The sequence below is a fragment of the Ensifer adhaerens genome, from assembly GCF_013283195.1.
Lineage (GTDB): Bacteria > Pseudomonadota > Alphaproteobacteria > Rhizobiales > Rhizobiaceae > Ensifer > Ensifer adhaerens_G.
Window position 1 is genome coordinate 665,354 of sequence record NZ_JABEKT010000002.1, and the last position, 21,829, is coordinate 687,182.

Consider the following 21,829-nt stretch of genomic DNA (forward strand, 5'->3'; position numbering starts at 1 on the left):
GATGCGTTTCAAGGATAAGGTCGTCATCGTCACTGGAGCTGCTGGCGGCATCGGGGGAGCGATCAGCGCCCGCTTCGCTGCCGAGGGCGCGCGCGTTATCGTCACGGACATGAACGGCGAAGGCGCGGAAGCGACCGTCGCGCAGATTTCGGGCGAGGGCGGCAACGCCCGTGCGCTCGCCAGCGACATCGCCACTGCCGAGGGTTGCCGCGCCATCATCGATAACGTCATTGCGACCGAAGGGCATATCGACGTGCTTTGCAACAATGCCGGCATCAACCGCCGCGGCAATCTCCTCTCGCTGATGCCGGAGGATTGGCGGCTGAGCTTTGCGGTCAATGTCGATGCAATGTTCCACCTGTGCCAGGCGACGCTCCCTCACATGATCGAGGCAGGCGGCGGCGCGATCGTGAACACGGCCTCCCAGTGGGGCCTTTATCCTGCCCCCAATCACATCGCCTACAACGTCACGAAGGCCGCGGTGGCCAGCTTCACGCAGAACCTTGCGCGCGACTACGCGCCGAACAAGATCCGCGTTAACGCCGTCTGCCCAGGCGAGATCCACACCCCGATGCTGGAAGCCGGAGTGAAGCGTTCCGGGCGCACCATTGCCGATCTCGACAAGCTCGTCCCCTTCGGGCGCATCGGGAAACCCGAGGAGGTCGCAGCCTTGGTCGCCTTCCTGGCCTCGGACGAAGCAGCCTTCATGTGCGGTTCACTTGTCGAAATCACCGGCGCGCAGGCGGTTGCCTGAGATTGGGCCAGCATTTCGGCAGTAGGCACGGATCGAACATTGGCCTGATGAGGAGGTTCGCAGTTCGATATCGCTTCAAGCCGTCGGTGTTGTGTCGCACCGCTCTGACGACACTTTGCTCAAAGCAGGTCAGGGCGAAGCAGGCGGATCGGTGAACTCACGCGGGGATTTAAAGAGGGGCGGGGCTTAAGAGTTGGTCATCGCAAGCGACGAGCACGCTGGTAGAGCGTCCCGGGGCCTTGTCGAACACTCAATTGTTTCTTGCAGCGCTGGCAATGAAGGCCGCCTTCAGATGCTCGGCAGCGGGAGAAAGGCTGTGATGGCGCCGTTGAAGCAGTGAGACATCGCGCATGACGATGGGGTCAATGAGATCGATTGTGGTCACCCCGACGGCCGAGGCGAGTTGTCCGGAATTCTCCGGCAGCACCGAAACACCCATCCCGGCAGCGATCATGCTGATCGCGGTCGTCGAAAAACGCACCTCGTACTTCGGCCGATAGTTCGGGACGACGCGGATAAGATTGTGCTCGACGATGTTGCGTAGTGGATTGGAAGCGGCAAGCGTAATCAGGGTCTCGTCTTTAAGTTGTGCCCAGCGCACGGATTTGCGCTTTGCAAACCGGTGATCTTCCCGGCAGACGAGCATCAGCTTGTCGCGCAGCAAGGCCGTCGCGGTGATCTCCGGATCCTCCTCGGAGAGGGTGCCGACGGCGATGTCGACCTCGTGGCGCTTGAGCGCCGGGGTGATCTGCTCCTCGGGCATGTCGCGAATATTGACGGAGATCTCCGGGTACATGCGCAGGAAGCGCGCGATGATCGGCGGAACGATGGTGGCGGCAAGCACGATCGCCGCGGCGACCGTCACCTGGCCGCGCTTCAGCATGGCGTTGTCGCGCACGTCGCCGACGGCCAGTTCCAGGTCCTTCAGGATCTTTCGCGCTTGCGGCAGAAACTCCTGGCCGACAAGAGTGAGGGAGACCATGCGCGTATGCCGGTCGAACAGACGCACGCCGATTTCCGTCTCAAGGTCGCGGATGAGGATGCTGACCGCGGACTGGGTGAGATGGAGATTGCGTGCGGCGATGTTGAACTGGCCGAGCTCGGCCACTGCGATGAAGGCCCTGAGTTGCCGCAGGGTTATGTTCATGTACGCGCGACCTCCCGTTATCCTGCCCCATCAAAGCCTGCCAAATCTTCGCTTGTCTACCCCGCAGGTGCCGGCTGTTCCTTGTTGCCGGCCATAAGCAAGCCTAGTTCGTCGAGACGAGTGCGGTCCGGGGGCAGTTCGCCAAGGATCCCGCCGTGGAACATCACCAGGATGCGGTCGCAGATTGCGAACAGCTCCTCGAGCTCCGTGGAGATAAGCAGAATGGCGCGACCGCTGTCGCGCTGCTTCAGCATCTCCTCCATCACGAACTCCATCGCGCCGATATCGATACCGCGGGTAAGCTGGTTGACGAGGATGAAATCGGGATTGCGCGCCAGCTCCCGCGCGACGACCAGTTTTTGCTGGTTCCCACCTGACAGCGCAGCGATTGGCTGGTTCTCGTCCCGGCTCTTCACACGGAAACGCTTGATCAGGTCGCGGGTATGCTCGGCAATCACCCGGCCATTCAGCATGCCGCCCGTCGCGAAGGGTTTTTGGTCGTAGCGTTGGAGGATGGTGTTTTCGCTGAGCGACAGCGGAAGCACGATGCCATGTTTGTGACGGTCCTCCGGTATGTGGGAAAAGCTCCTGGCATTGATCGCGGCGGGATCAAGACCGGTAATCTCCTTTCCGTTGAGAACGACGCGCCCTGTATCGACGGGCAGCAGTCCGGAAAGTGCGAGCGAGAGTTCCGTTTGGCCGTTGCCGGAAACGCCGGCGATGCCGACGATTTCGCCGGCGCGCACGTCGAAGCTCACGCCGCGCACGGCCGGAATGCCATTCTCTGCGCGGCAGGCAAGGTTTTCAACAGAGAGCACGATAGGGCCGGGTGGCTCGGGGTTGCGCGGCAGCTCCATGCGAACGTCGCGGCCCACCATCATGCGGGCGAGCTCCCGCGCATTCGTTTCCCCTACCTTGACCGTGTGTACGACGCGTCCGTCGCGCATGACGCTGATGCGATTGCTGACGCGCATCACCTCGTCCAACTTGTGCGAGATGAAGACGACGGTCTTTCCATCCTTCACGAGATCGCTCATCAGGCAGAGGAGGCGGTCGGTCTCCTGCGGGGTCAGAACGGCGGTTGGCTCGTCGAGGATCAGCAGGTCGATGCCGTGGAACAGCACTTTCAAGATTTCCACCCGCTGCTGCTCGCCGACCGAGAGATCTTCGACGATTGCGTCGGGACGTACGTCGAGGGCGTAGCGTTCGGAAAGCGCGCGGATCTTTCGGTGGACCTTGTCCATGTCGGAGATGACGCTGAGTGCAGAACCCTGGCCGAGGATGTAGTTTTCCGCCACCGTGAGGTTCGGCACCAGCATGAAATGCTGGTGCACCATGCCGATGCGCTGGCGGATCGCGTCGCGCGGGCTGGCGAAGCTCACCGGTTGCCCTTTGTAGACGATATCGCCTTCATCCGGCCGGACCATGCCGCATATCATGCTCATCAGCACGCTCTTGCCGGCGCCGTTTTCGCCAAGCAGCGAGTGGATTTCGCCCTCCTCGATTTCGAGGGATACACCGTCGCTGGCGACGATGGGCCCGAAGCGTTTGCGGATATTGTCGATGCGCAGGAAGGGTCTTGTCGACATGTCGATCACCTCATCTCGTAGGGCTGGCCGAGCTTGCTGGGTGCAGCACCCTTGCCGCGGAACACGACGAGCGTGATGATCGTCATGATATAGGGAAGCGCCTGCAGCACCTGATAGGGCACGACGATGGACGCTTGCGCCTGGAGCATGAGCTGCAGGGCATAAAAGAGGCCGAAGAGCAGAGAGACGAAGAATGCCCCGATCGGCGACCAGCGCGCAAAGACCACGACAGCCAGGGCGATGAAACCGCGGCCGGAGGTCATGCCTTCGACGAACTGGTTGGAGTGACCAAGCGTCAGGAACGCGCCTCCGAGCCCCGCAAACCCGGTACCGACGAGAACGGCGGCATAACGGTAGCCAGGCACGCTGCGACCGGCGACGTCGACGGCTTTCGGGTGTTCGCCGACGGCGCGAAGCGTCAGGCCGAACGAGGTGCGGTAGAGCACGAGTGTGGCGAGGATGGCGGCCAGTATCGTCGAGTACACGATCAGGTTTTGCCGGAAGAACGCCTCCCCGAGGAAGGGCAGGTCGCTCAGCCACGGTATGTGGACTGGCTGGGCGATATCGATGCCCTTGCCCGTCGAGACGTAATAGGTGCGGAAGAGGAAGGCCGTCAGGCCCATGCCGAGCAGGTTGAGTGCCGCGCCCACCACGATCTGGTCTGCCTTGATGGTGATCGTGAAGAAGGCGAAGACGAGCCCGAACAGCATGCCGCCGGCAACGCCCGCCAAAAGCCCGAGCGGAATGTTGCCGGTGGCCGAGGCCGCAGCGAAGCCGCAGAATGCGCCGACGAGCATTGTGCCCTCGAGTCCGATATTGAGCACGCCCGCGCGCTCGGAAAAGACCTCGCCGATCGAGGCGAAGATCAAGGGGGTGGCAAGCCTCCAGGCGGCGCCGACGAGCGTCGCGAGGAAGGTGAGGAGCATCATGTCGTCCATCGGTTATACCCTCTAGGAATGTAGCCAAAGGTTTTGTTTTCCCGCGGACGGCAAAGGGTCGTGCGGGAGTTTCCATGCTTTCAAGCCACGATCCTGAGGACGTCGCGCAGCTTGGCGAAGGCGACGACCGAGAGGATGACAATGCCCTGGATGACGAGCACCAGGACCTGCGGGACCTGCGAGGTGATCTGGAGGACTTCCGAGCCCGAGCGCAGCGTCGCAAACAGGCCGCCCGAGAGAATCGCTGCCAACGGGTTGTTGCCCGCCAGCAACGCCACGGCGATGCCTTCGAAGCCATAACCGGGCGAGATGTTCTGATAGAGCCGTCGGGTGACGCCCGCCACTTCGAAGGCGCCGGCAAGCCCGGCCATCGCGCCGCTGATGCAGATAGCGATCATGACGTTTCGTGCGACGTTCATGCCGGCATAACGGGCGGCGTGGGGGTTGAGACCGACGACGCGCAGCGCAAAGCCGCGACTGCTTCTTCGCAGGAAGATGTAGAGGCCGACGGCCAGCACCAAAGCGACGAGAATGCCGATGTGAAGCCGCAGGTCGGTCACCAGACGTGGTGTCCAGGCTTCGCGCACCAGCCTTGCCGATTGCGGATAGGCAGCACTCGCGTCGCGCATCGGACCGGTGACCAGATAGCTCGTAAGGATGAGGGCGATGTAGTTGAGCATGATCGTGGTGACGATCTCGCTCGCCTGAAAGCGCACCTTCAGGTAGCCGGCAATGCCGGCCCAGGCAGCGCCCGCCAACGCCCCGGCCAGCATCACGAGCGGCGCATGCACCCACACGGAAAGTCCATCGATGCTGGTGCCGACAAGAGTTGCAGCGATCGCACCAACATAGAGTTGGCCCTCGGCGCCGATGTTCCAGATCGAACAGCGGAAGGCTACACAGAGGCCCGCGCCGATCAGGATCAGGGGGGTCGCCTTGAGGAGAATTTCTCCGACCGAACGCATGTCTTGAAACGAGCCGAAGACCATCACGGTAACGACGTCGCTGCCGTTGAAGCCGTTGAGCGATAAAAGGGCGGCGCCAAAGGCGAGAGCGACGAGAACCGCCGCGATGGGTGTCAGAGCGCTGATCGCGGCGCGCGAGAGCGTGTGGGTGAAGGCGTGGGTTGCTTGAGAATTCACGGTCTCACGCACTCCCTGGTTTATCTCAGCCATGGGTCGGTCCGGATGTTGGTGTGAGGCGGGAGGGCTGCGGCCGGACGACCTGCCGCAGCGTGAAGCCGGCTATTCTGCGCCGGTCTTGATCTCGCCAGCGGCGATCTTGTCGCTGATTGCCTTCACCTCGGCGCGGATGTCCTGCGGCACGGTGACCGGGCCGTCGTCGCGAAACGTAAACGAGATGACCTTGGGATCCTTCAGGCCGAAAACGACGTTTGCCGCCGGCGGGTGACCGTCCTTGATCGCGCGGACCACCTCGACCACGCCTTGCGCGTAATCGGCAACGTAGAGCCCCAGGATGTTGTTGGGCGCTACCTCGGTGAAATCGCTGAAGATCGAGAAGGAGCGCACGTCCGGGCCGGACTCTGCGATGGCCTGATAGCCGCCGACCGTTGCGCCCGAGGCGTTCGGTACGACGAAGTCCGCGCCTTGCGAAATCATGCTCAATGCAGCTTCCTTGGCGGCGGTCGTATCGGTGAAGTTGCCGATATAGGCCTCGCTGATCGGGAAGTCCGGGTTGATGCTTTTTGCGCCGTTCTTGAAGCCGGTGAAGGCCTGCTGGATCGGCGGGATTTCCATGCCGCCAACGAGGCCGGCCTTGCCACCCATTTTCGCGGCGATGACGCCCATCAGGTAGAAGGGCTGGCTGGTATCGGTGTTGAGCCCGATGACGTTGCCTTCGTGGATCGCGCTCGACGAGATAAGGAAATAGGTGTCCGGGTAGTCGAGGGCGACATCGCGCGCGGCGTCCTGGAACTCGAAGCCGTGGCCGAGGATGACCTTGTAACCCTGGCTGGCATAGTCGCGAAACGCCTTCTCGAAGGAGGCCGGGTTCTGCTGCAGCTCGACATAGCTGATCTTGGCGCCAAGCTGTTCCTCCACGCCCTTGAGCGCGTTGTAACCGATCCGGTTCCATCCTTCTTCGGAGACACTACCAGGCACTAGAAGGCCCATCTTAAAGTCTTCCGCATGCGCGACGTCGAGCCGGAGCATTCCGGTCAGGGCCATTCCGAGAGTGGACGCAAGCAGTAAACGACGCGAAATTTCAGTTATCATTTCATTCCTCCCATTAGATTGAAGTCACAATCCCCCCGGAGCAGCCGTTCCCTTTTATGCGTTCTCCTGCAGGCGGATATTTTCGGTGGCGCTCTGCGAGACCAGGCGCCCGTTCGAGAAGACAAAGGCCCGATCCGGTCCGCCGGCAACCAGCGTGTCGGTATCGATGCAGTCAGTGACCACGAAGTCAGCGCGCGCGCCGGGCCTTAGGCCATAGTCTCTTCCAAGGCCCATCAGGCGGGCAGGGGCCGTCGTGATCATGCCGTGCGCTGCGGCGAGTTCATCACCGCGCAGGTGGCCGGCCAGCAGCGTCCAGCGGGCGATTTCCAGCATGTCGCCCGAGCCGGTCGGGACGAAGGGGTCCTGGATATTGTCCGAGGCCGTGGCGATGGTGATGCCGGCACGATAGAGCTCGGCGACGCGCGTCAGTCCGCGCGGCGGCAGGACCTCGTAGTCGCGGCCTTGCAGATAGAGATTTGCCGCAGGCAGCGTCACGACACCGACATTCAGTTTGTGCAGGCGCTCGGCTATCCGCTGGAACTGCCGACGGGGCAGGGCGCTCAACACAGAGACGTGGCTGAAGACGGTGCGCCCCTGCATGCCGAAGTGTTCCACGCGATCGAGAGCGGCGTCGAGAAGATGCACCCCGCTATTGAGGTGTTCATCGAGATGCAGGTCGATCGGCTTGCCGGACTTCACAGCCGCGGAAAACAAGATGTCGAGGTAACGCGGCGGGTCCTCGGAAACGGCGGGCGTTCCGCCGACGGCATCGGCGAGCGCGACGGCGCGGTCGATGTTCTTGCCCAGCCACTCGAAATCCTGGCCGGGATGGGGCGTCATGAAGGCGACCAGTTGAAGCGTGATCCGGTGCCTCTCAGCATCGCGAATGGCCGCCAGCGTCTCGATGCCGTGGAAGCCGGCATCCTTGTCGACGTTGATATGGCTGCGGATCGCGGTCGTGCCGCGGGAAAGACATCGCCCGATTGTGCGCGTTGCGCGCTTGCGAATGTCGTCAGGGCCGGCGGTACGGGCATATTTCGCGAAGGCTTCGCGGGCGCCCTGGAGCGTGCCTGACGGATTGGGGGTAAAGCGCAGTACGCCCGTTTTGTCGAGATGCTGGTGCGCGTCGACGAAACCCGGCGAAACGAGCATGCCTGTAATATCCACATGGGCGCTGTAGGACCCGCTGTCGAGAAAGGGTTCGACAATGGCGATGCGCCCGTCGGCGCCGACGACAATGTCGCTCACCGATTGTGAGCCGTCGTCATGAATGACGCTTCCGCCCGTGAGAGCAAAGGACTGACCGCCGGTCAGTTTTGCGAGCGACGCCGTTAGATTGTCACGTGCCATTCCGTCCCCACCTTCTTGTCATGGCGGAAGACTAAGCACGGGCCATTAATTGAAACAAATTCATTATTTCAATCATTTGATAAGTAAATCGCAATAATTGCTTTCGTCGGGAATACGCGCAAGTAAAGATCTCCAAAGAAAGTAATAAGCTAAATCAATGTGCTGCGACTGCGATGGGTCGAGGGTTGTGGCCCATCACCTACCGCAGACGACCACCCAAAATCAGTGACGATACTGCGGTTCCTCGCCATCCAGCTGGCGGCGAAGGGCTGCGAGATGGGCCTGGGCGGACGCGGGATCGCCTTCGCGCATCTGTCTGTAGGCCGCCTCGGCAATTGCGGGATCTACCGGCAAGACCTCCCTGCCCGTGGACATGGCGAGCACCTGCACTTCGGCCGCTCGCTCCAGGTAATAGAGGTCGTCCCAGGCTTCTGCGATCGTGGGCGCCAGTACCAGCACGCCATGGTGTTTCAGAAAAACGATATCAGCGTCGCCGGCGGCTGCGGCGATGCGCGCACCCTCCTGGTGGTCGAGCGCCAGGCCATTGTAGTTTTCGTCGACGGCGGTGCGTCCGTAGAATTTCAGCGCCGTCTGTCCAGCCCAGATCAACGGAGCACCCTCGGTCATGGAGAGCGCTGTCGCATAGGGCATGTGGGTGTGGAAGGCGACCTTTGCGCGCGGCAGTCGGCGATGTATCTCCGCATGGATGTAGAAGGCTGTCGCCTCCGGTTCGCCTTCACCGTCGATGACGGTGCCATTGAAATCGCACACGAGGAGTTTTGACGCCGTCAGTTCGCGAAAGGCATAGCCGTATGGGTTGACGATGAAGAGATCGTCGTGGCCAGGCACGACCGCGGAAAAATGGTTGCAGATCCCCTCCTCAAAACCGTTGCGCGCTGCCATGCGGAAACAAGCGGCAAGGTCTTCCTTCGCCGTACGGACGGCATCGGCGGAAAGATCGGGCCGGTTGTGACGGTCCGCATCGGTGTGGCATTTCAAAGAATGGGCCATGGGTGCTCCTGGGCATGGTTGGGCTGGGAGCGGCGGCTGGCCCGAAGGCTACCGCGCGCAGCGTCGTGCGGCTGCGCCCTGCCTGCCCGAGTCGTCACGGTCCAGCAGCGCCACCAGATAACGCTCGAAGCCTTGCGCGGTCAATTGCGGGCTGGTGGTCCGGGGGCGGCACCGCTGACCCTTTACGGTAAAAGTCTAGTGCACGGATTTCAGCAGGAAGTCGCGAAACCGTCGGGCGGCTGGCGAGAGCGAACGCGCGCGCTTCTGGATCAGGCTGACTTCCCGCTTGATGTGCGGCTCGGTCGGCGTCCGCACGACGAGGCCCATCGACGTCGCGAGACGCGTGACCGCCGAGGTCATGATCGCGACGCCGAGACCGCCCTCGACCATGCCGATGATCGTCAGCGGCAGCGCCACCTCCTGCATCGTCTTATCGAAGGGCAGCACGATGCCGTTGCGCGCCAGTTCGTTCTCCAGGCGGTCTCGGATCGGATTGCCCCGCTGCGGCCCGATCAGCTTCCTGTCGACAAGATCTGTCCAACGCAGCTCGGTCAGTTTGGCGAGCGGATCGTCCGGGTGAAGGACGACGAGGAATTCGTCGGTCGTAAGCCGGGTGCCCATGAGTTCGCTGTCGTCCTCCGGTACCGTGCCGATGCCAAGATCCACCGAGCTGTTGGCGACCTGTTCCAAGACGGCTTTCTCCGCGACATCATGCAGGGCGACGGAGATCTCGGGGTAGAGCTTGTTGAAGGCGTTGACGAGCTGCGGCAGCATCAGAGCGGCCTGCACAGTTCCGGCTGCGATCGAAACTTTTCCGCGCCGGAGCGCATTCAATTCACGCGAGCTCTCCACCATGCCTTCGATGTCGGCCACGGCGCGTGCTGCGACCGGCAATATGTCCGTGCCGGCCTCCGTGAGGCGCAGAAGTCGCGTGTGACGGTCGAAGAGACGCAGATTGAGGTTCTGCTCCAGCTGGCGCACGAGCGTGCTGACGGCCGACTGCGACGAGCCGAGTTTGTCGGCAGCCAGGGTGAACTGTCCGAGGTTGGCCACGGTGACGAAGGCCCTAAGCTGTTTCAGCGTGATGTCCATCGCGATCCATTCATTCAATTATTATATGAATAAATCTAATTGTGCCGATTGTTTGCTGATTTGACCAGCCGCATGATCCTCGGTGTACGGCGTGCGGTTAAAAGATCATGAGGCCAAGATGCCCCACCGCGCCGGAAGCTGTTCGCTGGGAGGAAAGCGAATGCGTAAGTCCGACACGACGGATCCAGTCGAAAAGATGTACCCGATTCCGAGCCTGATGGCTCTGGGCCTGCAACACGTTCTCGTCATGTATGCCGGAGCGGTCGCCGTACCGCTCATTGTCGGCAGCGCACTTCACTTGCCCAAGGAACAGATCGCGATGCTCGTCAGCGCCGACCTGTTCTGTTGTGGCATCGTTACCCTCATCCAGGCACTCGGCATCTGGAACGTCGGCATTCGCCTGCCGATCATGATGGGGATTTCGTTCACCGCCGTGCCCTCCATCATCGCGACGGGCACCAATCCCGATCTCGGCATGCCGGGCGTCATTGGCGCCGTCATAGGCTCCGGGGTATTCACGGTCCTGGTCGCGCCGTTCTTCGGCCGCTGGGTGCGCTTCTTTCCGCCTGTTGTCACCGGTACCGTCATGCTGGTCATCGGCCTCTCGCTGATGCGCGTCGGGGTAAACTGGGCGGCGGGCGGCCAGCCGATGATCAAGGGCCCGGATGGCATGATCCCCAACCCCGCCTATGGCGCGCCCTTCGCGCTCGCCGTCGCCGCCATCGTGCTCCTGTCGATCCTGCTGCTCACCCGCGTCCTCAAGGGCTTCATGGCCAATCTTGCGGTCCTGCTTGGCATCGGTGTCGGCTTCGTGATCGCGATCGCTGCCGGAAAGGTGGACTTCCACGGCGTTGCAGAGGCCGACTGGGTGCGCATCATTCACCCGCTCGCCTTCGGATGGCCGATCTTCGAGTTCTGGTCGATCCTGTCGCTCTGTGCGGTCATGACGGTCATGATGATCGAATCGACAGGACAATTCCTGGCGGTAGGCGACATGGCCGGTCGCAAGATCACCCAGGCTGAACTGACCCGGGGCTTGAGAACCGACGGTGTCGGGAACATTATCGGCGGCCTGCTCAATACCTTCACCTACACGACCTATGCGCAGAATGTCGGCCTTCTTCAGATCACCGGCGTGCTCAGCCGCTTCGTGGTGGCGGCGGGCGGCGTCATCCTGATCCTGCTCGGCTCGTTGCCGAAAGTTGCTTTCGTCAGCGCTTCGATCCCGAGCTACGTTGTCGGCGGTGCTGCCATCGTGATGTTCGGCATGGTGTCGGCAACGGGCGTGAAGATCCTGACGAAGGTGGATTTCGCGGCGAACAGGCGCAACCTCTACATCGTCGCCGTCAGCGTCGGCCTCGCCATGGTGCCGGTTGTCGCCGAAAACATCTTCGACCAATTGCCCGCGGCGATCGAGAAGTTCCTGCACAGTGGCGTCCTCGTCGGTACCTTCGCGGCAGCGCTGCTCAACATTCTCTTCAACGGCGTTCCGGCGAAGGAGCCGGAGGAAGCAGAGCTCGCGGACGGCACGCCGGCTGCCGACCTTGCCTAGAGAGCAACACCATTAGTCCGGCGGCCGCGCGCCGCCGGAGCTCCGAACCCCAAGAGGAATTCCATGAGACGCTTCGACTATTATCGGGCGGAAACGCTGGAGCATGCCTCCCGCCTTCTCACCGAACTCGGCGACGATACATTTCTGTTCAACGGAGGCACGGACCTTTTGGTCGAGATCCGCGAGCGGCTGCGACGCGTGCGCAACGTCGTCGATATCAAGCAGATCCCTGGCTTGTCCGACATCACCTACGACGAGACGCGCGGCCTGACCTTCGGCGCGCTGGTGACCGTCGGACGGCTGGAGAACCTGTCGCTGGTGCGCCAGCAATATCCGAACCTGCGTGCCGCACTCGCCTCGCTCGGCTCCATCCAGGTGCGCAACCGCGCGACCGTCGTCGGCAATATCTGTCGCGCCTCGCCGTCGGCCGATACCATTCCGCCATTGGTCGCGGACGGCGCCTTCGTGCACATCTACAGCCGCACCGACATGCGGGTCGTGCCGATCGCCGAGTTTTTCACCGGCCCCGGCAAGACCGTTCTCGCCAAGGGCGAGATCGTTACCGGCATCACCGTGCCGCCAGCGGCGGACAATATCGGCAAGGCCTATCTCAAGCACGGTCGCCGCAAGGCGATGGAGCTTTCCACCGTCGGCGTCGCCGTGAGCCTGGCGATGGACGAGGGTGTCTGCAGCGACGTCCGCATTGCGCTCGGTGCGGTCGGCGCCACCGTGCTCCGCGCGCCGCAAGCCGAAGCCATGCTGCGTGGATCGAGGCTCGACGCCGCGACGGTCAGGAAGGCCGCCGACAAGGCAATGGAGGAATGCACACCGATCAGCAACGTTCGCGCCAGCGCGGACTACCGGCGCGACATGGTCGGCGTCCTGACCGGCCGGGCCATCAGACAGGCATTGGAGACTTTCGCATGAAACGGATGGTCGAATTCATCGTGAATGGCGAGGCACGCGAGATGGCCGTCGATGGCTGCCGGTCCCTGCTTGATGCGTTGCGCGACGATGTCGGTCTCACCGGCACCAAGAAGGGCTGCGACGTCGGCGACTGCGGTGCCTGCACCGTGCTCGTCGATGGCGAGCCGGTAAACGCCTGCCTGATGCTTGCCGTGGAAGCCGAGGGCCGCTCGGTCGAGACAGTCGAAGGTCTTCAGCCGGGCGTCGACAGGCTGCATCCCCTGCAGGATGCCTTCATGCGGCACGGCGCCTCGCAATGCGGCTTCTGCACGCCCGGCATTCTGATGATGGCGAAGAAGTTACTCGACGACAATCCGAGCCCGACCGATGAGGAAATCCGCTTCGGGCTCTCCGGCAATATCTGCCGCTGCACTGGCTACACCAAGATATTCGACGCGATCAAATCCGCCGCGCGCGAGATGGAGGCTGCAAGACCATGAACATGACCACCCCTATCGAACAGCGCGAGTTCAGAATCGTCGGCAAGAGCGTCAAGCGCGACGACGTGCTCGAGAAGGTGACAGGCGAGGCGCAGTACACCGGCGATATCAAGCTCCCCGGTATGCTGCACGGCAAGATCAAGCGCGCGGCCATCGCCCATGCCCGCATCAAGGCGATCGACGTCAGCAAGGCGCTCGCCTATCCGGGCGTCAAGGCAGTGCTGACCCATGAGACCGTGCCGCGCGTCCTGCACTACGGCTCGCCGCATCCACGCTCTGCCTCCTGCACCAGGGACCAGTACATCCTCGACGACAAGGTCCGCTTCTGGGGCGAGGGCATTGCCGCAGTCGCCGCGATCAGCGAGGAGATCGCCGACGAGGCGCTCGACCTGATCGAGGTGGAATATGAGGCCCTGCCTGCCGTCTTCGAGCCGGAGGACGCCGCCCAGCCCGGTGCACCGCTGATCCACGACGTCGGCCCCGGCGGCAACCTGGTGCTCGACCCCGTGCGCGTCAGCCGCGGCGACATCGACAAGGGTTTCGCCGAGGCGGATTTCGTTCTCGAAGGCACCTTTTCCGGCGGGCGGCCACATCCGGCCTACATGGAGCCGAACGTCTGCATCGCCGACTGGGACGGCTCCAACAAGCTGACCTTCTGGACCTCGACCCAGACCTCCTTCATGGTCCGCGGCATCCTCGCCGAAGTGCTCGGCCTGCCGCTCACCAAGGTGCGCGTGCTCGTCGACCATATGGGCGGTGGCTTCGGAGCCAAGCAGGACCTCTTCCAGCACGAGTTTCTGTGTGCGCTGCTGGCGAAGGAAACCCGCCGGCCGGTGAAAATGGAGTTCACCCGCCACGAGACCTTCGTGGCTGGTCGCTCGCGTCACCCCTGCAGGATCTGGCTGAAACAGGGTTTCAAGAACGATGGCACGCTTGTCGCCCGCGACATGAAGCTGGTCTATGATTCCGGTGCCTACGGTTCCCACGGTCCGGGTGTGACCATTGTCGGAACCACCGCCGCCACCTCGCTCTATCGCTGCGAGAACGTGCGGCTGGAAGGGCGCTGCGTCTATACCAACACCCCGATTAACGGCGCTTTCCGCGGTTACGGGGTGGTGCAGAGCTACTATGCACTCGACATCCAGATGGACGAGGCGGCCGAACGGCTCGGCATGGATCCGGCGGATTTGAAGTTGAAGAACGTTGTGCGGGCGGGCGACATCGCGCCATCAGGCCACCCGATCATTGGCCACGGGCTTGAAATCTGCCTTCAGCACGGCGTCGACGTGCTCGACTGGAAGGCGCTTTGGAACCGGGACCGGACGCCGGATCCCAAGCGCCCGCACATCCGCAAAGGGTGGGGTATCGGCTGCGAAATGCACGGCTCGTCCGCTTACCCGGGCATCAAGGAGCAGGGCAACGCCACGGTGAAAATCAACGAGGACGGCACGGTGACGCTGCTGACCGGGGCTGCCGGACTTGGTACCGGCGCGCATACGGCGCTGGCGCAGATCGTTGCGGAAGAACTCGGCGTCCGCTTCGAGGACGTCGGCGTCATTCACGGCGACACGGACGTGGTTCCGTGGGACATCGGCGCCTTCGCCAGCCACACGACCTATCTGGTCGGTACCGCCGCCAAGATGGCCGCTGGCAAGGTCCGCGCCGCCGTGCTCGAACGGGCAGCCATGAAGCTGCAGGTCTCGTCTGATGAGATCGACCTTTGCGATGGCAAGGTCTTCGTCACCGCCGAGCCCGACCGCTCCATGACGGTTTCGGAAGCCATGGGGCCCTCGCGCGGAATTCCCGCCGCCAACATTGTCGGCAACGGTACCTATGAACCTACCAAGTCCTATTCCTTTGCGGCGCACTTCACTGAGGTCGACGTTGATACGGAAACCGGGATCGTTGAGGTCAAGCGTGTCGTGCCGGTGCACGATGTCGGCCGGGTGATCCATCCGATCGCCGCGCAGGGGCAGATCGAAGGCGGTATCCAGCAGGGCATCGGCCATACACTGACCGAGGACTACCTGATCGACAAGAAGACCGGTCGCTCGCTCAATGCCGGCCTGGTCGACTACAAGATGCCGCTCTCCATGGACATGCCTGATATCGAGACGATCATTCTCGAGGCAGCGCCCGATCCGGGCGGCCCTTGGGGCGCCAAGGGTGTGGGCGAGGATCCGATCATCGCGATCGGACCGTCCATCGCCAACGCCATTCACGACGCGATCGGCATTCGCTTCCACCACTATCCGATTACTCCGGAAGACGTTCTCAAAGCCTTGAGGGAGAAGGGCGCATGAACATGCATATCGAGCCTGCGAGCCAGCAGAAACTCCCGATCACGATCCTTACCGGGTTCCTAGGGTCGGGAAAGACGACGCTGCTCAACTACATCCTTACCGAGCGTCATGGCCATCGCATCGCGGTGATCGAGAACGAATACGGCGAGGTCGACGTGGACAGCGATCTGGTCCTCGCTTCCGACGAGGAAATCTTCCAGATGCAGAACGGCTGCATCTGCTGCTTCGTCGACGTGCGCAATGATCTGATCGACGTGATGAAGAAGCTCCTGAGCCACAAGGACAAGTTCGACCACATCATCGTCGAGACCTCAGGTCTTGCCGATCCCACGCCGGTTGCCACCGCCTTCTTCGTAGACCGCAGTGTGGCCGACGAGGTGGAGCTCGACGCCGTCGTGACACTGGTGGATGCAATGCATATCGACCAGCACCTATACGATCCGGTGCTCGACGGCAGCGACAATCAGGCGGTCAACCAGATCGTCGCGGCGGACCGCATTCTGGTCAACAAGATAGACCTTGCCGAGGAGGATGCGCTCGATTCGCTGGAAGGGTCGCTGCGTCGGCTCAACCAGACGGCACCCATCCTGCGCTCCAGCTACGGCAAGGTGGACCTCTCCAATATCCTCGGGGTCAAAGGTTTCAGGCCGTCCTATGTGCGAGAGCGGGCGGAAATCCTCGACATCGACATGGATGACGATCACGGTGCTGACCACCATCATCATCATGATTGCTCCGAACCCTGTTGCGACCACCCCGATCACGATCATGGGCACCACCATCACGGCCATGACCATGGACGTCCGCATGTAGCCGCCCTGCGGCCACACCTGCATGACGCGACGGTGAACTCCCACTCCTTCGTTTATTCCGAAGCCTTCGATGGCGAGAAGCTCGCAGGGTTCCTGAAGGACTATCTCGGCGAGCACGGTGGCGACATTTTTCGCACCAAGGGCATCGTTTCCGTTGCCGGCGACGACCGTTTCTTTGTGCTCCAGGCCGTGCACAAGCTTGTCGATTTCCGCCCGGACCACGCCTGGGGCGAAGACAGGCGGAAGTCGAAATTCGTGTTTATCGGCCGCAATCTCGACCGTGTCAGCATCGACAGAAACTTGCGTGCATGCCTGGTGCCCTAGCAGCGAGTCTCCCGCCGGACGGCGCTTGCGTAAGCCTTTCTGTCTGAGCCGCCCGCGCACCTCCAGCGCGGGCGGTTGCTGCTGTTTTTCTAAAAAGATATTTAAAAATAATGACTTAGATCTATTTTTGTGTTGACAGAAACCACGCGGAGTGGTTCCTTTGAAGGCGAGTAGAAGCACCGACAATTGCTCACCGTCTGTTGGAAGATGAGGCTGCGATGTCGATGCTGACGAATAGAGGAATGCCCGGTTGCCCCGCCCTGGGAGCTTATGCGCCGGCCCGTTCCCTCCGTCTTCGGCATTTCCTGAGATCGCGGATCCACGCCCGGCTTCGGCCGGCATGGCGTTCATCGCGCGGCCCCGCATCGACCGGACCCTCTACGACAGGAGAAACCTATGATTATTGACCTGAGCTGCTATCCCACCGATCTGGTGGACCTGGCTTGGCGACACGACGGACCGCCGTTCACCGGCGACAAACTGCTCAAGATGATGGATGGCCCGTACTATGTGAACGGTAAGCCGCGCCGGATCGACAAGGCCTTTATCCAGCCGCCGCAGGGCAACACCATCTACACCCACGAGGTCATGGATCTGGAGGGCAAGGCCGCCATCCGGCAGTACATGGCCTACACGGAAAAGATGGTCACCGAGCATCCAGACCGGTTCCTTGGCTGCTTCGTCTACAACCCGCGCTACGGCACCACGAACGGTGCCGAAGAAATCGAACGCTATGCGAAGGAGTTTGATTTCAAGATGGTGCAGCTGCAGGCGAACATGCACGCCTACCGCCCGGACCGCGCGCTCGACTGGCTTCGCCCGGCACTGAAAAAGTGCGCGGATCTCGGGCTGATGGTGAAGGTGCATACCGGTGACGGTCCGTACTCGATCCCGACGGAGTTCTATCCGATCATCCGCGAGTTTCCGGAAGTCAACTTCATCCTGGCGCATTTCGGCGTTCAGACCGGCGGCGTCTACGTGTTCGAGCCTATGCAGATGGCGCTCGACACGCCGAGTGTCTACGTGGAATCCGGTTGGTGCCTTCAGTCGCGCATCGTCGAGTTCGCCAAGGTGCTCCCCAAGCACAAGATCCTCTTCGGCTCCGACACACCGCCGAACGAGCCGGGCATGTGGATCAACCTTCTGGAGGTCCTTTGCCACGAGCCGCCGCAGGGCCTCAACCTCGATGAGGATACGCTCGAAGATTACCTCGGCAACAACGTCGCCCGGATGATCGGCCTGGAAGCGACGAAGCCGCCGGCCACCGTCGAGGAAGCCGAGGCGTATCTGCGCCAGCACGGCGTAGCACTTGCCGCGTAAATTTGAACGGAGTGAACAATGATCATCGATACCCACCTTCACCCGACCAACCTCGTTGACGAGGCGTGGCGCCACACAGGCGAGCCCTTCACGGGCGAGCGCATGCTCAAGCTGATGGATGGCCCCTACATGATCAACGGCAAGCCGCGCCGGATCGACATGGGCTTCATCCAGCCGCCGCCGGGAAATACCGGCTACCGCGACGGCAATCGCAAGGGTCGCGAGGGCATTCGCGACTACATGGCCTATTGCGCCGAGCTTTGCCAGAAGTACCCGGACCGTTTTATCGGCAACTTCAACTACAACCCGCGCTGGGGACCTGAAAACGGCGCGGCGGAGCTGGAATTCCACGTCAAGGAATACGGCTTCAAGATGTTGAAGCTGCACGCCAACATGCACGGCTACCGTCCTGACCGGGCGCTCGACTGGTTGCGTCCGGCGATGAAGAAATGCGCCGAACTTGGGGTGGTGGTCCTCATCCACACCGGCGACGGCCCGTACACCATCCCGACGATGTTCTACCCGATCATCCGCGAGTTTCCGATGGTCAACTTCATCATCGGTCACTTCGGCATCCAGACGGGCGGCAACTACTCGTTCGAATCCTTCTGGATGGCGATGGATACCCCGAACGTCTACTGCGAATCCGGCTGGTGCTTCCAGTCGCGCATCGTCGAATTCGCCCAGCAGCTGCCGAAGAACAAGATCGTTTTCGGCACGGACAGCCCGCCGAACGATCCGGGTATGTGGCTGCGCGAACTGGAAGTGCTCTGCAAGGATCCGCCGCACGGGATCAACCTCTCCGAGGACGATCTGGAAGGTTACCTCGGCAACAACATCGCCAAGCTCGTCGGCATCGATCCGTCGCCGCCGCCCCGTGACCTGAGGGACGCTCAGGCGCGCCTGAAGGACTCGTACGCCGGCGTCGACCGCGCCACGGGCAAGCACAGGGAATTTGCCTGAACAAGTCGGCGGCGCCCTTCCGGGGGCGCCGTCACCCAACCGCTGCGCCGAGGCCGAGATTATGACCGAGTACCACAAGCAAGACGTTCGTCGCTTCCTGGCCGACTACCGGGCAGAACACCCCGAGGACGTGATCACCATCGACCAGCCAGTCCTGGACGACCAGGATGCGACGGCGCTGATCTGGAACCTGGCCGATAGGGGCCAGCACCCCATGCTCTACCTCAAAAGCGTCAGCGGCATCGGCAGCGAGGTCCTTTGCAACATCTTCGCCTCGCGCGACCGCATCGGGCGCCTTCTCGGCTCGACCGCCGACAGGCTGCACGAGGCCTACCAGGCGCGCGCCAATCGGCCGTTTACGCCTCAGGTCCTGGAAGAGGGCCCGATTACGCAGGAGATCATCTCCGGCGATGCCGTCGACCTCAATGCGCTGCCGATGCTCAAGCACTTCGACACGGATCGAGCGAAATACATCACCAGCGGTATTATCATCGGCGAGCATCCGGAAACCGGCGCCGGCAATCTCAGCTACCACCGCGCGATGATCCATTCGAAGAACTCGCTTGCGACGTCCCTGCATTCGCGCGGCCATCTCTGGCGGCTGATGAACATGGCCAAGGAAAAGGGCAAGCCGATGCCGGTAGCCATGGTCATCGGCGGCCATCCGCTCTTCATGATCGCCGCCTCCGCCCGCCTTGCCTTCGGCGAAGACGAACGCGATGTCGCCGGCGGCCTGCTGGGTGAACCGCTTCAGGTCGTGCGCACGCCGAAATACGGAATCCGCGTTCCCGCCCATGCCGAGATCGTGCTCGAAGGCGTGCTGGATCCTGAGGCGCATGTGGAGGAGGGGCCGTTCGGCGAGTTCACCGGCTATTCCTCTGACCGCTCGACCAACAACCTCTTCACCGTCGAAACGATCATGCGTCGGCGCGATGCCATGCTTGTCAGCGTAGCGGGCGGCAATTCCGCCGAACACCTGAACCTTGGCCGTGTGCCGCGCGAGGCGGAGGTGGTGGAGAAGCTGAAGGCCCGCTTCCCCTCGATTACCGCGGTGCACTACCCCTCATCGGGCACGCATTTCCACGCCTATATCGCCATGAACCAGACGCGCGAGGGAGAGGCGCGGCAGGTTATGCTCGGGCTTCTCGGCTGGGACCAGTATCTGAAAACCGTCGTCGTGGTGGACGCGGACGTCGATATCACCCGCGACAGTGAGGTGCTTTGGGCGCTCGCCACCCATTTCCAGCCGCACAAGGACGTCGTCATCATCGAGGGCCTGCCGGGCAACGCTCTCGATCCTTCGGCCAGCGGCATCGGGACGACTTCGCGGATGGGGCTCGATGCGACGCGCGGCCCGAATTTCCACGGCGTGCGCGCCCGCATCAGTGATGACGCCTGCGCGCGCGCCGCAGCACTCCTGAAAAGCGCGAGATAGAGCGATGGCGCATCCACGACGCATGATCGTCGGCATTTCGGGCGCCTCCGGCGTGGTCTACGGCAAGCGCATCCTCGAACTGCTGCGTGATCTCGAAATCGAGACGCACCTGATCATGTCGCGCGCCGCCTGCATTACGCTTGCGGCCGAGGCGGTCTTTACCAGACAGGACCTCGAAGCCCTGGCGACGACGACCCATTCCAACAAGGATATCGGCGCGGTCTGTTCCTCCGGCTCCTACAGGACCCTTGGCATGATCGTCGCGCCCTGCTCGGTCAAGACGCTTGCCGAGATCGCCACGGGCACGACGGATAACCTCATTTCTCGCGCGGCCGACGTGGTGCTGAAGGAGCGGCGTCGCCTCGTGCTGATGCTGCGAGAGACGCCGCTACATCTCGGCCATATCCGCAACATGGCACAGGTGACGGAAATGGGCGGCATCATCTATCCACCCGTGCCCGCTTTCTACGCGAAGCCCCAGAGTATCGAAGACATGGTCGATCACACTGTCGGTCGGGTGCTCGATCTCTTCGACCTTGACCCGGGCATCGTGCGCCGCTGGCCCGGAACGCAGGGAGTGGAATGACATGACTGCCCGCATCGCCGCCGATCCGGAGGCGCTTGCGCCAGAACCCCGCGTCGCCTTCATCTCGGATGATGCGATTGATATCCTTGCCTTCGCCGTTCAATCTCTCGAAGAGGGGCGCGCCGCCGCCCTCATCACGCTCGTCGAAATCCGCGGTGGTGCGGCGCGCCGTCTCGGCGCGCAAATGGTGGTGCGGGACGACGGTCTTTATTGCGGGTTCGTTTCGGGTGGCTGTACGGAGGCTGCCGTCGCCGCCGAAGCGATGATCGCCCTTGCGAAGGGCATGGATCGTCACCTTCTTCTTGGTGAAGGGTCGCCCTTTTTTGATATCGTTCTGCCCTGCGGCGGGGGCATTACGCTTGCGATCCATGTCTTGGCGGACGCCGCAGTCTTGCGCCAGGCACTGGCCGCCCTTGATCGCCGCATGCCGGTGGGGCTGCTTTATCATCCGGGTAAGCGCGCCCTCCATCTGCGCAAGGGCGAAGCAGCAAGCGGTTGGGATGGAGAGTGGTTCGTGCGGGCCTATAGGGCGAAGCCGCGGATCGTCGTTGCCGGCACGCCGTTGGAGGTCGGAGCGGTTGCCCGCGTTGCCGTCGCGGCCGGCTACGAGACCGTAGCGCTTGAGGGTGGCCAGGTGCCGTCACCAGGCGACCTCGACGCGGACACGGCCGTCGCTCTCTTATTTCACGATGTTGACCGTGAGTTACCGGTGCTTACCGCGGCGCTCGCGTCAGACGCCTTCTACGTCGGCGCCCTTGGCAGTCGTCGCACGCATGCCAAGCGTTGCGGGGCCCTACTTGCGTGCGGGCAAGCGGAGAGCGTGCTTGCCCGCATCAAGGCGCCGATAGGCATATTTGACAAGGCAAGGGATGCACGTGCTCTCGCCATCTCCGTCGTTGCAGATATCGCGCATGCACGGAAGCGGCTGGAAACAGCGTTCAATCGAAATTCTCACCGCTGAGAGCCGTCTCGAAAGCTTCGGACCTCATTTGCGCTCAGCCGCCATTGCACAT

The 21,829-nt window shown here is 62.3% G+C and carries 19 protein-coding genes; 11 read left to right on the top strand and 8 right to left on the bottom strand.

Translation table 11 applies throughout. The annotated features are described in order from the left end of the window. Position 1 precedes the first annotated feature (1 nt). Positions 2–754 (top strand): SDR family NAD(P)-dependent oxidoreductase, encoded by a 753-nt coding sequence (locus LPJGGPFB_RS19530; RefSeq protein ID WP_173421589.1) that lies wholly within the window; start codon positions 2–4, stop codon positions 752–754. A 250-nt stretch (positions 755–1,004) separates the two neighbouring features. Here the strand turns inward: LPJGGPFB_RS19530 and LPJGGPFB_RS19535 are convergent, their stop codons facing one another. From LPJGGPFB_RS19535 to LPJGGPFB_RS19570, 8 genes are all read right to left on the bottom strand, one after another. Next, entirely contained in the window at positions 1,005–1,901 is an 897-nt protein-coding gene (locus tag LPJGGPFB_RS19535) for a LysR family transcriptional regulator (protein ID WP_173421590.1), read from the bottom strand. Positions 1,902–1,957: 56 nt separating this feature from the next. Beyond that, positions 1,958–3,490, bottom strand: a complete 1,533-nt coding sequence (locus tag LPJGGPFB_RS19540; protein WP_173421591.1) for an ABC transporter ATP-binding protein — start codon at positions 3,488–3,490, stop codon at positions 1,958–1,960. Between the two features lie 5 nt (positions 3,491–3,495). Continuing rightward, positions 3,496–4,428: an ABC transporter permease gene (locus LPJGGPFB_RS19545; protein WP_173421592.1), complete on the bottom strand. Its 933-nt coding sequence runs from the start codon at positions 4,426–4,428 to the stop codon at positions 3,496–3,498. Positions 4,429–4,508: 80 nt separating this feature from the next. Further along, positions 4,509–5,603, bottom strand: coding sequence for an ABC transporter permease (locus tag LPJGGPFB_RS19550; protein ID WP_173421593.1), 1,095 nt, complete (start codon positions 5,601–5,603; stop codon positions 4,509–4,511). A 69-nt stretch (positions 5,604–5,672) separates the two neighbouring features. Next, the gene (locus tag LPJGGPFB_RS19555; RefSeq protein WP_173421594.1) at positions 5,673–6,662 is read right to left on the bottom strand and encodes a BMP family protein; all 990 of its coding nucleotides are present in this window, start codon (positions 6,660–6,662) and stop codon (positions 5,673–5,675) included. Between the two features lie 54 nt (positions 6,663–6,716). Beyond that, a complete protein-coding gene (locus tag LPJGGPFB_RS19560) occupies positions 6,717–8,012 on the bottom strand; it encodes an amidohydrolase family protein (protein ID WP_173421595.1) in 1,296 nt (431 codons plus the stop codon). Between the two features lie 222 nt (positions 8,013–8,234). Further along, positions 8,235–9,023 carry an aldolase gene (locus LPJGGPFB_RS19565; protein ID WP_173421596.1) on the bottom strand — a complete coding sequence of 263 codons (789 nt, stop codon included), beginning with the start codon at positions 9,021–9,023 and terminating at the stop codon, positions 8,235–8,237. A gap of 195 nt (positions 9,024–9,218) precedes the next feature. Continuing rightward, complete coding sequence (locus LPJGGPFB_RS19570; protein ID WP_173421597.1) at positions 9,219–10,115, bottom strand: LysR family transcriptional regulator; 897 nt, start codon at positions 10,113–10,115, stop codon at positions 9,219–9,221. A gap of 160 nt (positions 10,116–10,275) precedes the next feature. Here LPJGGPFB_RS19570 and LPJGGPFB_RS19575 point away from each other — a divergent pair, with 160 nt between their 5' ends. From LPJGGPFB_RS19575 to LPJGGPFB_RS19620, 10 genes are all read left to right on the top strand, one after another. After that, positions 10,276–11,667, top strand: coding sequence for a nucleobase:cation symporter-2 family protein (locus LPJGGPFB_RS19575; RefSeq protein ID WP_173421598.1), 1,392 nt, complete (start codon positions 10,276–10,278; stop codon positions 11,665–11,667). 63 nt (positions 11,668–11,730) lie between these two features. Continuing rightward, positions 11,731–12,594 carry an FAD binding domain-containing protein gene (locus tag LPJGGPFB_RS19580; RefSeq protein WP_173421599.1) on the top strand — a complete coding sequence of 288 codons (864 nt, stop codon included), beginning with the start codon at positions 11,731–11,733 and terminating at the stop codon, positions 12,592–12,594. Next, positions 12,591–13,073: a (2Fe-2S)-binding protein gene (locus tag LPJGGPFB_RS19585; RefSeq protein ID WP_173421600.1), complete on the top strand. Its 483-nt coding sequence runs from the start codon at positions 12,591–12,593 to the stop codon at positions 13,071–13,073. Before LPJGGPFB_RS19580 ends, LPJGGPFB_RS19585 begins: the two co-directional genes overlap by 4 nt. Then, the gene (locus tag LPJGGPFB_RS19590) at positions 13,070–15,376 is read left to right on the top strand and encodes a xanthine dehydrogenase family protein molybdopterin-binding subunit (protein ID WP_173421601.1); all 2,307 of its coding nucleotides are present in this window, start codon (positions 13,070–13,072) and stop codon (positions 15,374–15,376) included. The genes LPJGGPFB_RS19585 and LPJGGPFB_RS19590 overlap by 4 nt, the downstream gene beginning before the upstream one ends. A gap of 2 nt (positions 15,377–15,378) precedes the next feature. Continuing rightward, entirely contained in the window at positions 15,379–16,512 is a 1,134-nt protein-coding gene (locus LPJGGPFB_RS19595; RefSeq protein WP_427858288.1) for a CobW family GTP-binding protein, read from the top strand. A gap of 396 nt (positions 16,513–16,908) precedes the next feature. Next, positions 16,909–17,832: an amidohydrolase family protein gene (locus tag LPJGGPFB_RS19600; protein WP_077504493.1), complete on the top strand. Its 924-nt coding sequence runs from the start codon at positions 16,909–16,911 to the stop codon at positions 17,830–17,832. An 18-nt stretch (positions 17,833–17,850) separates the two neighbouring features. Next, positions 17,851–18,795: an amidohydrolase family protein gene (locus tag LPJGGPFB_RS19605; RefSeq protein ID WP_173421603.1), complete on the top strand. Its 945-nt coding sequence runs from the start codon at positions 17,851–17,853 to the stop codon at positions 18,793–18,795. Between the two features lie 61 nt (positions 18,796–18,856). Then, positions 18,857–20,230, top strand: a complete 1,374-nt coding sequence (locus LPJGGPFB_RS19610) for a UbiD family decarboxylase (RefSeq protein WP_173421604.1) — start codon at positions 18,857–18,859, stop codon at positions 20,228–20,230. Between the two features lie 4 nt (positions 20,231–20,234). Next, complete coding sequence (locus LPJGGPFB_RS19615; protein WP_173421605.1) at positions 20,235–20,816, top strand: UbiX family flavin prenyltransferase; 582 nt, start codon at positions 20,235–20,237, stop codon at positions 20,814–20,816. Position 20,817: 1 nt separating this feature from the next. Beyond that, positions 20,818–21,777, top strand: coding sequence for an XdhC family protein (locus LPJGGPFB_RS19620; protein ID WP_173421606.1), 960 nt, complete (start codon positions 20,818–20,820; stop codon positions 21,775–21,777). The last annotated feature ends 52 nt before the right edge of the window (positions 21,778–21,829 follow it).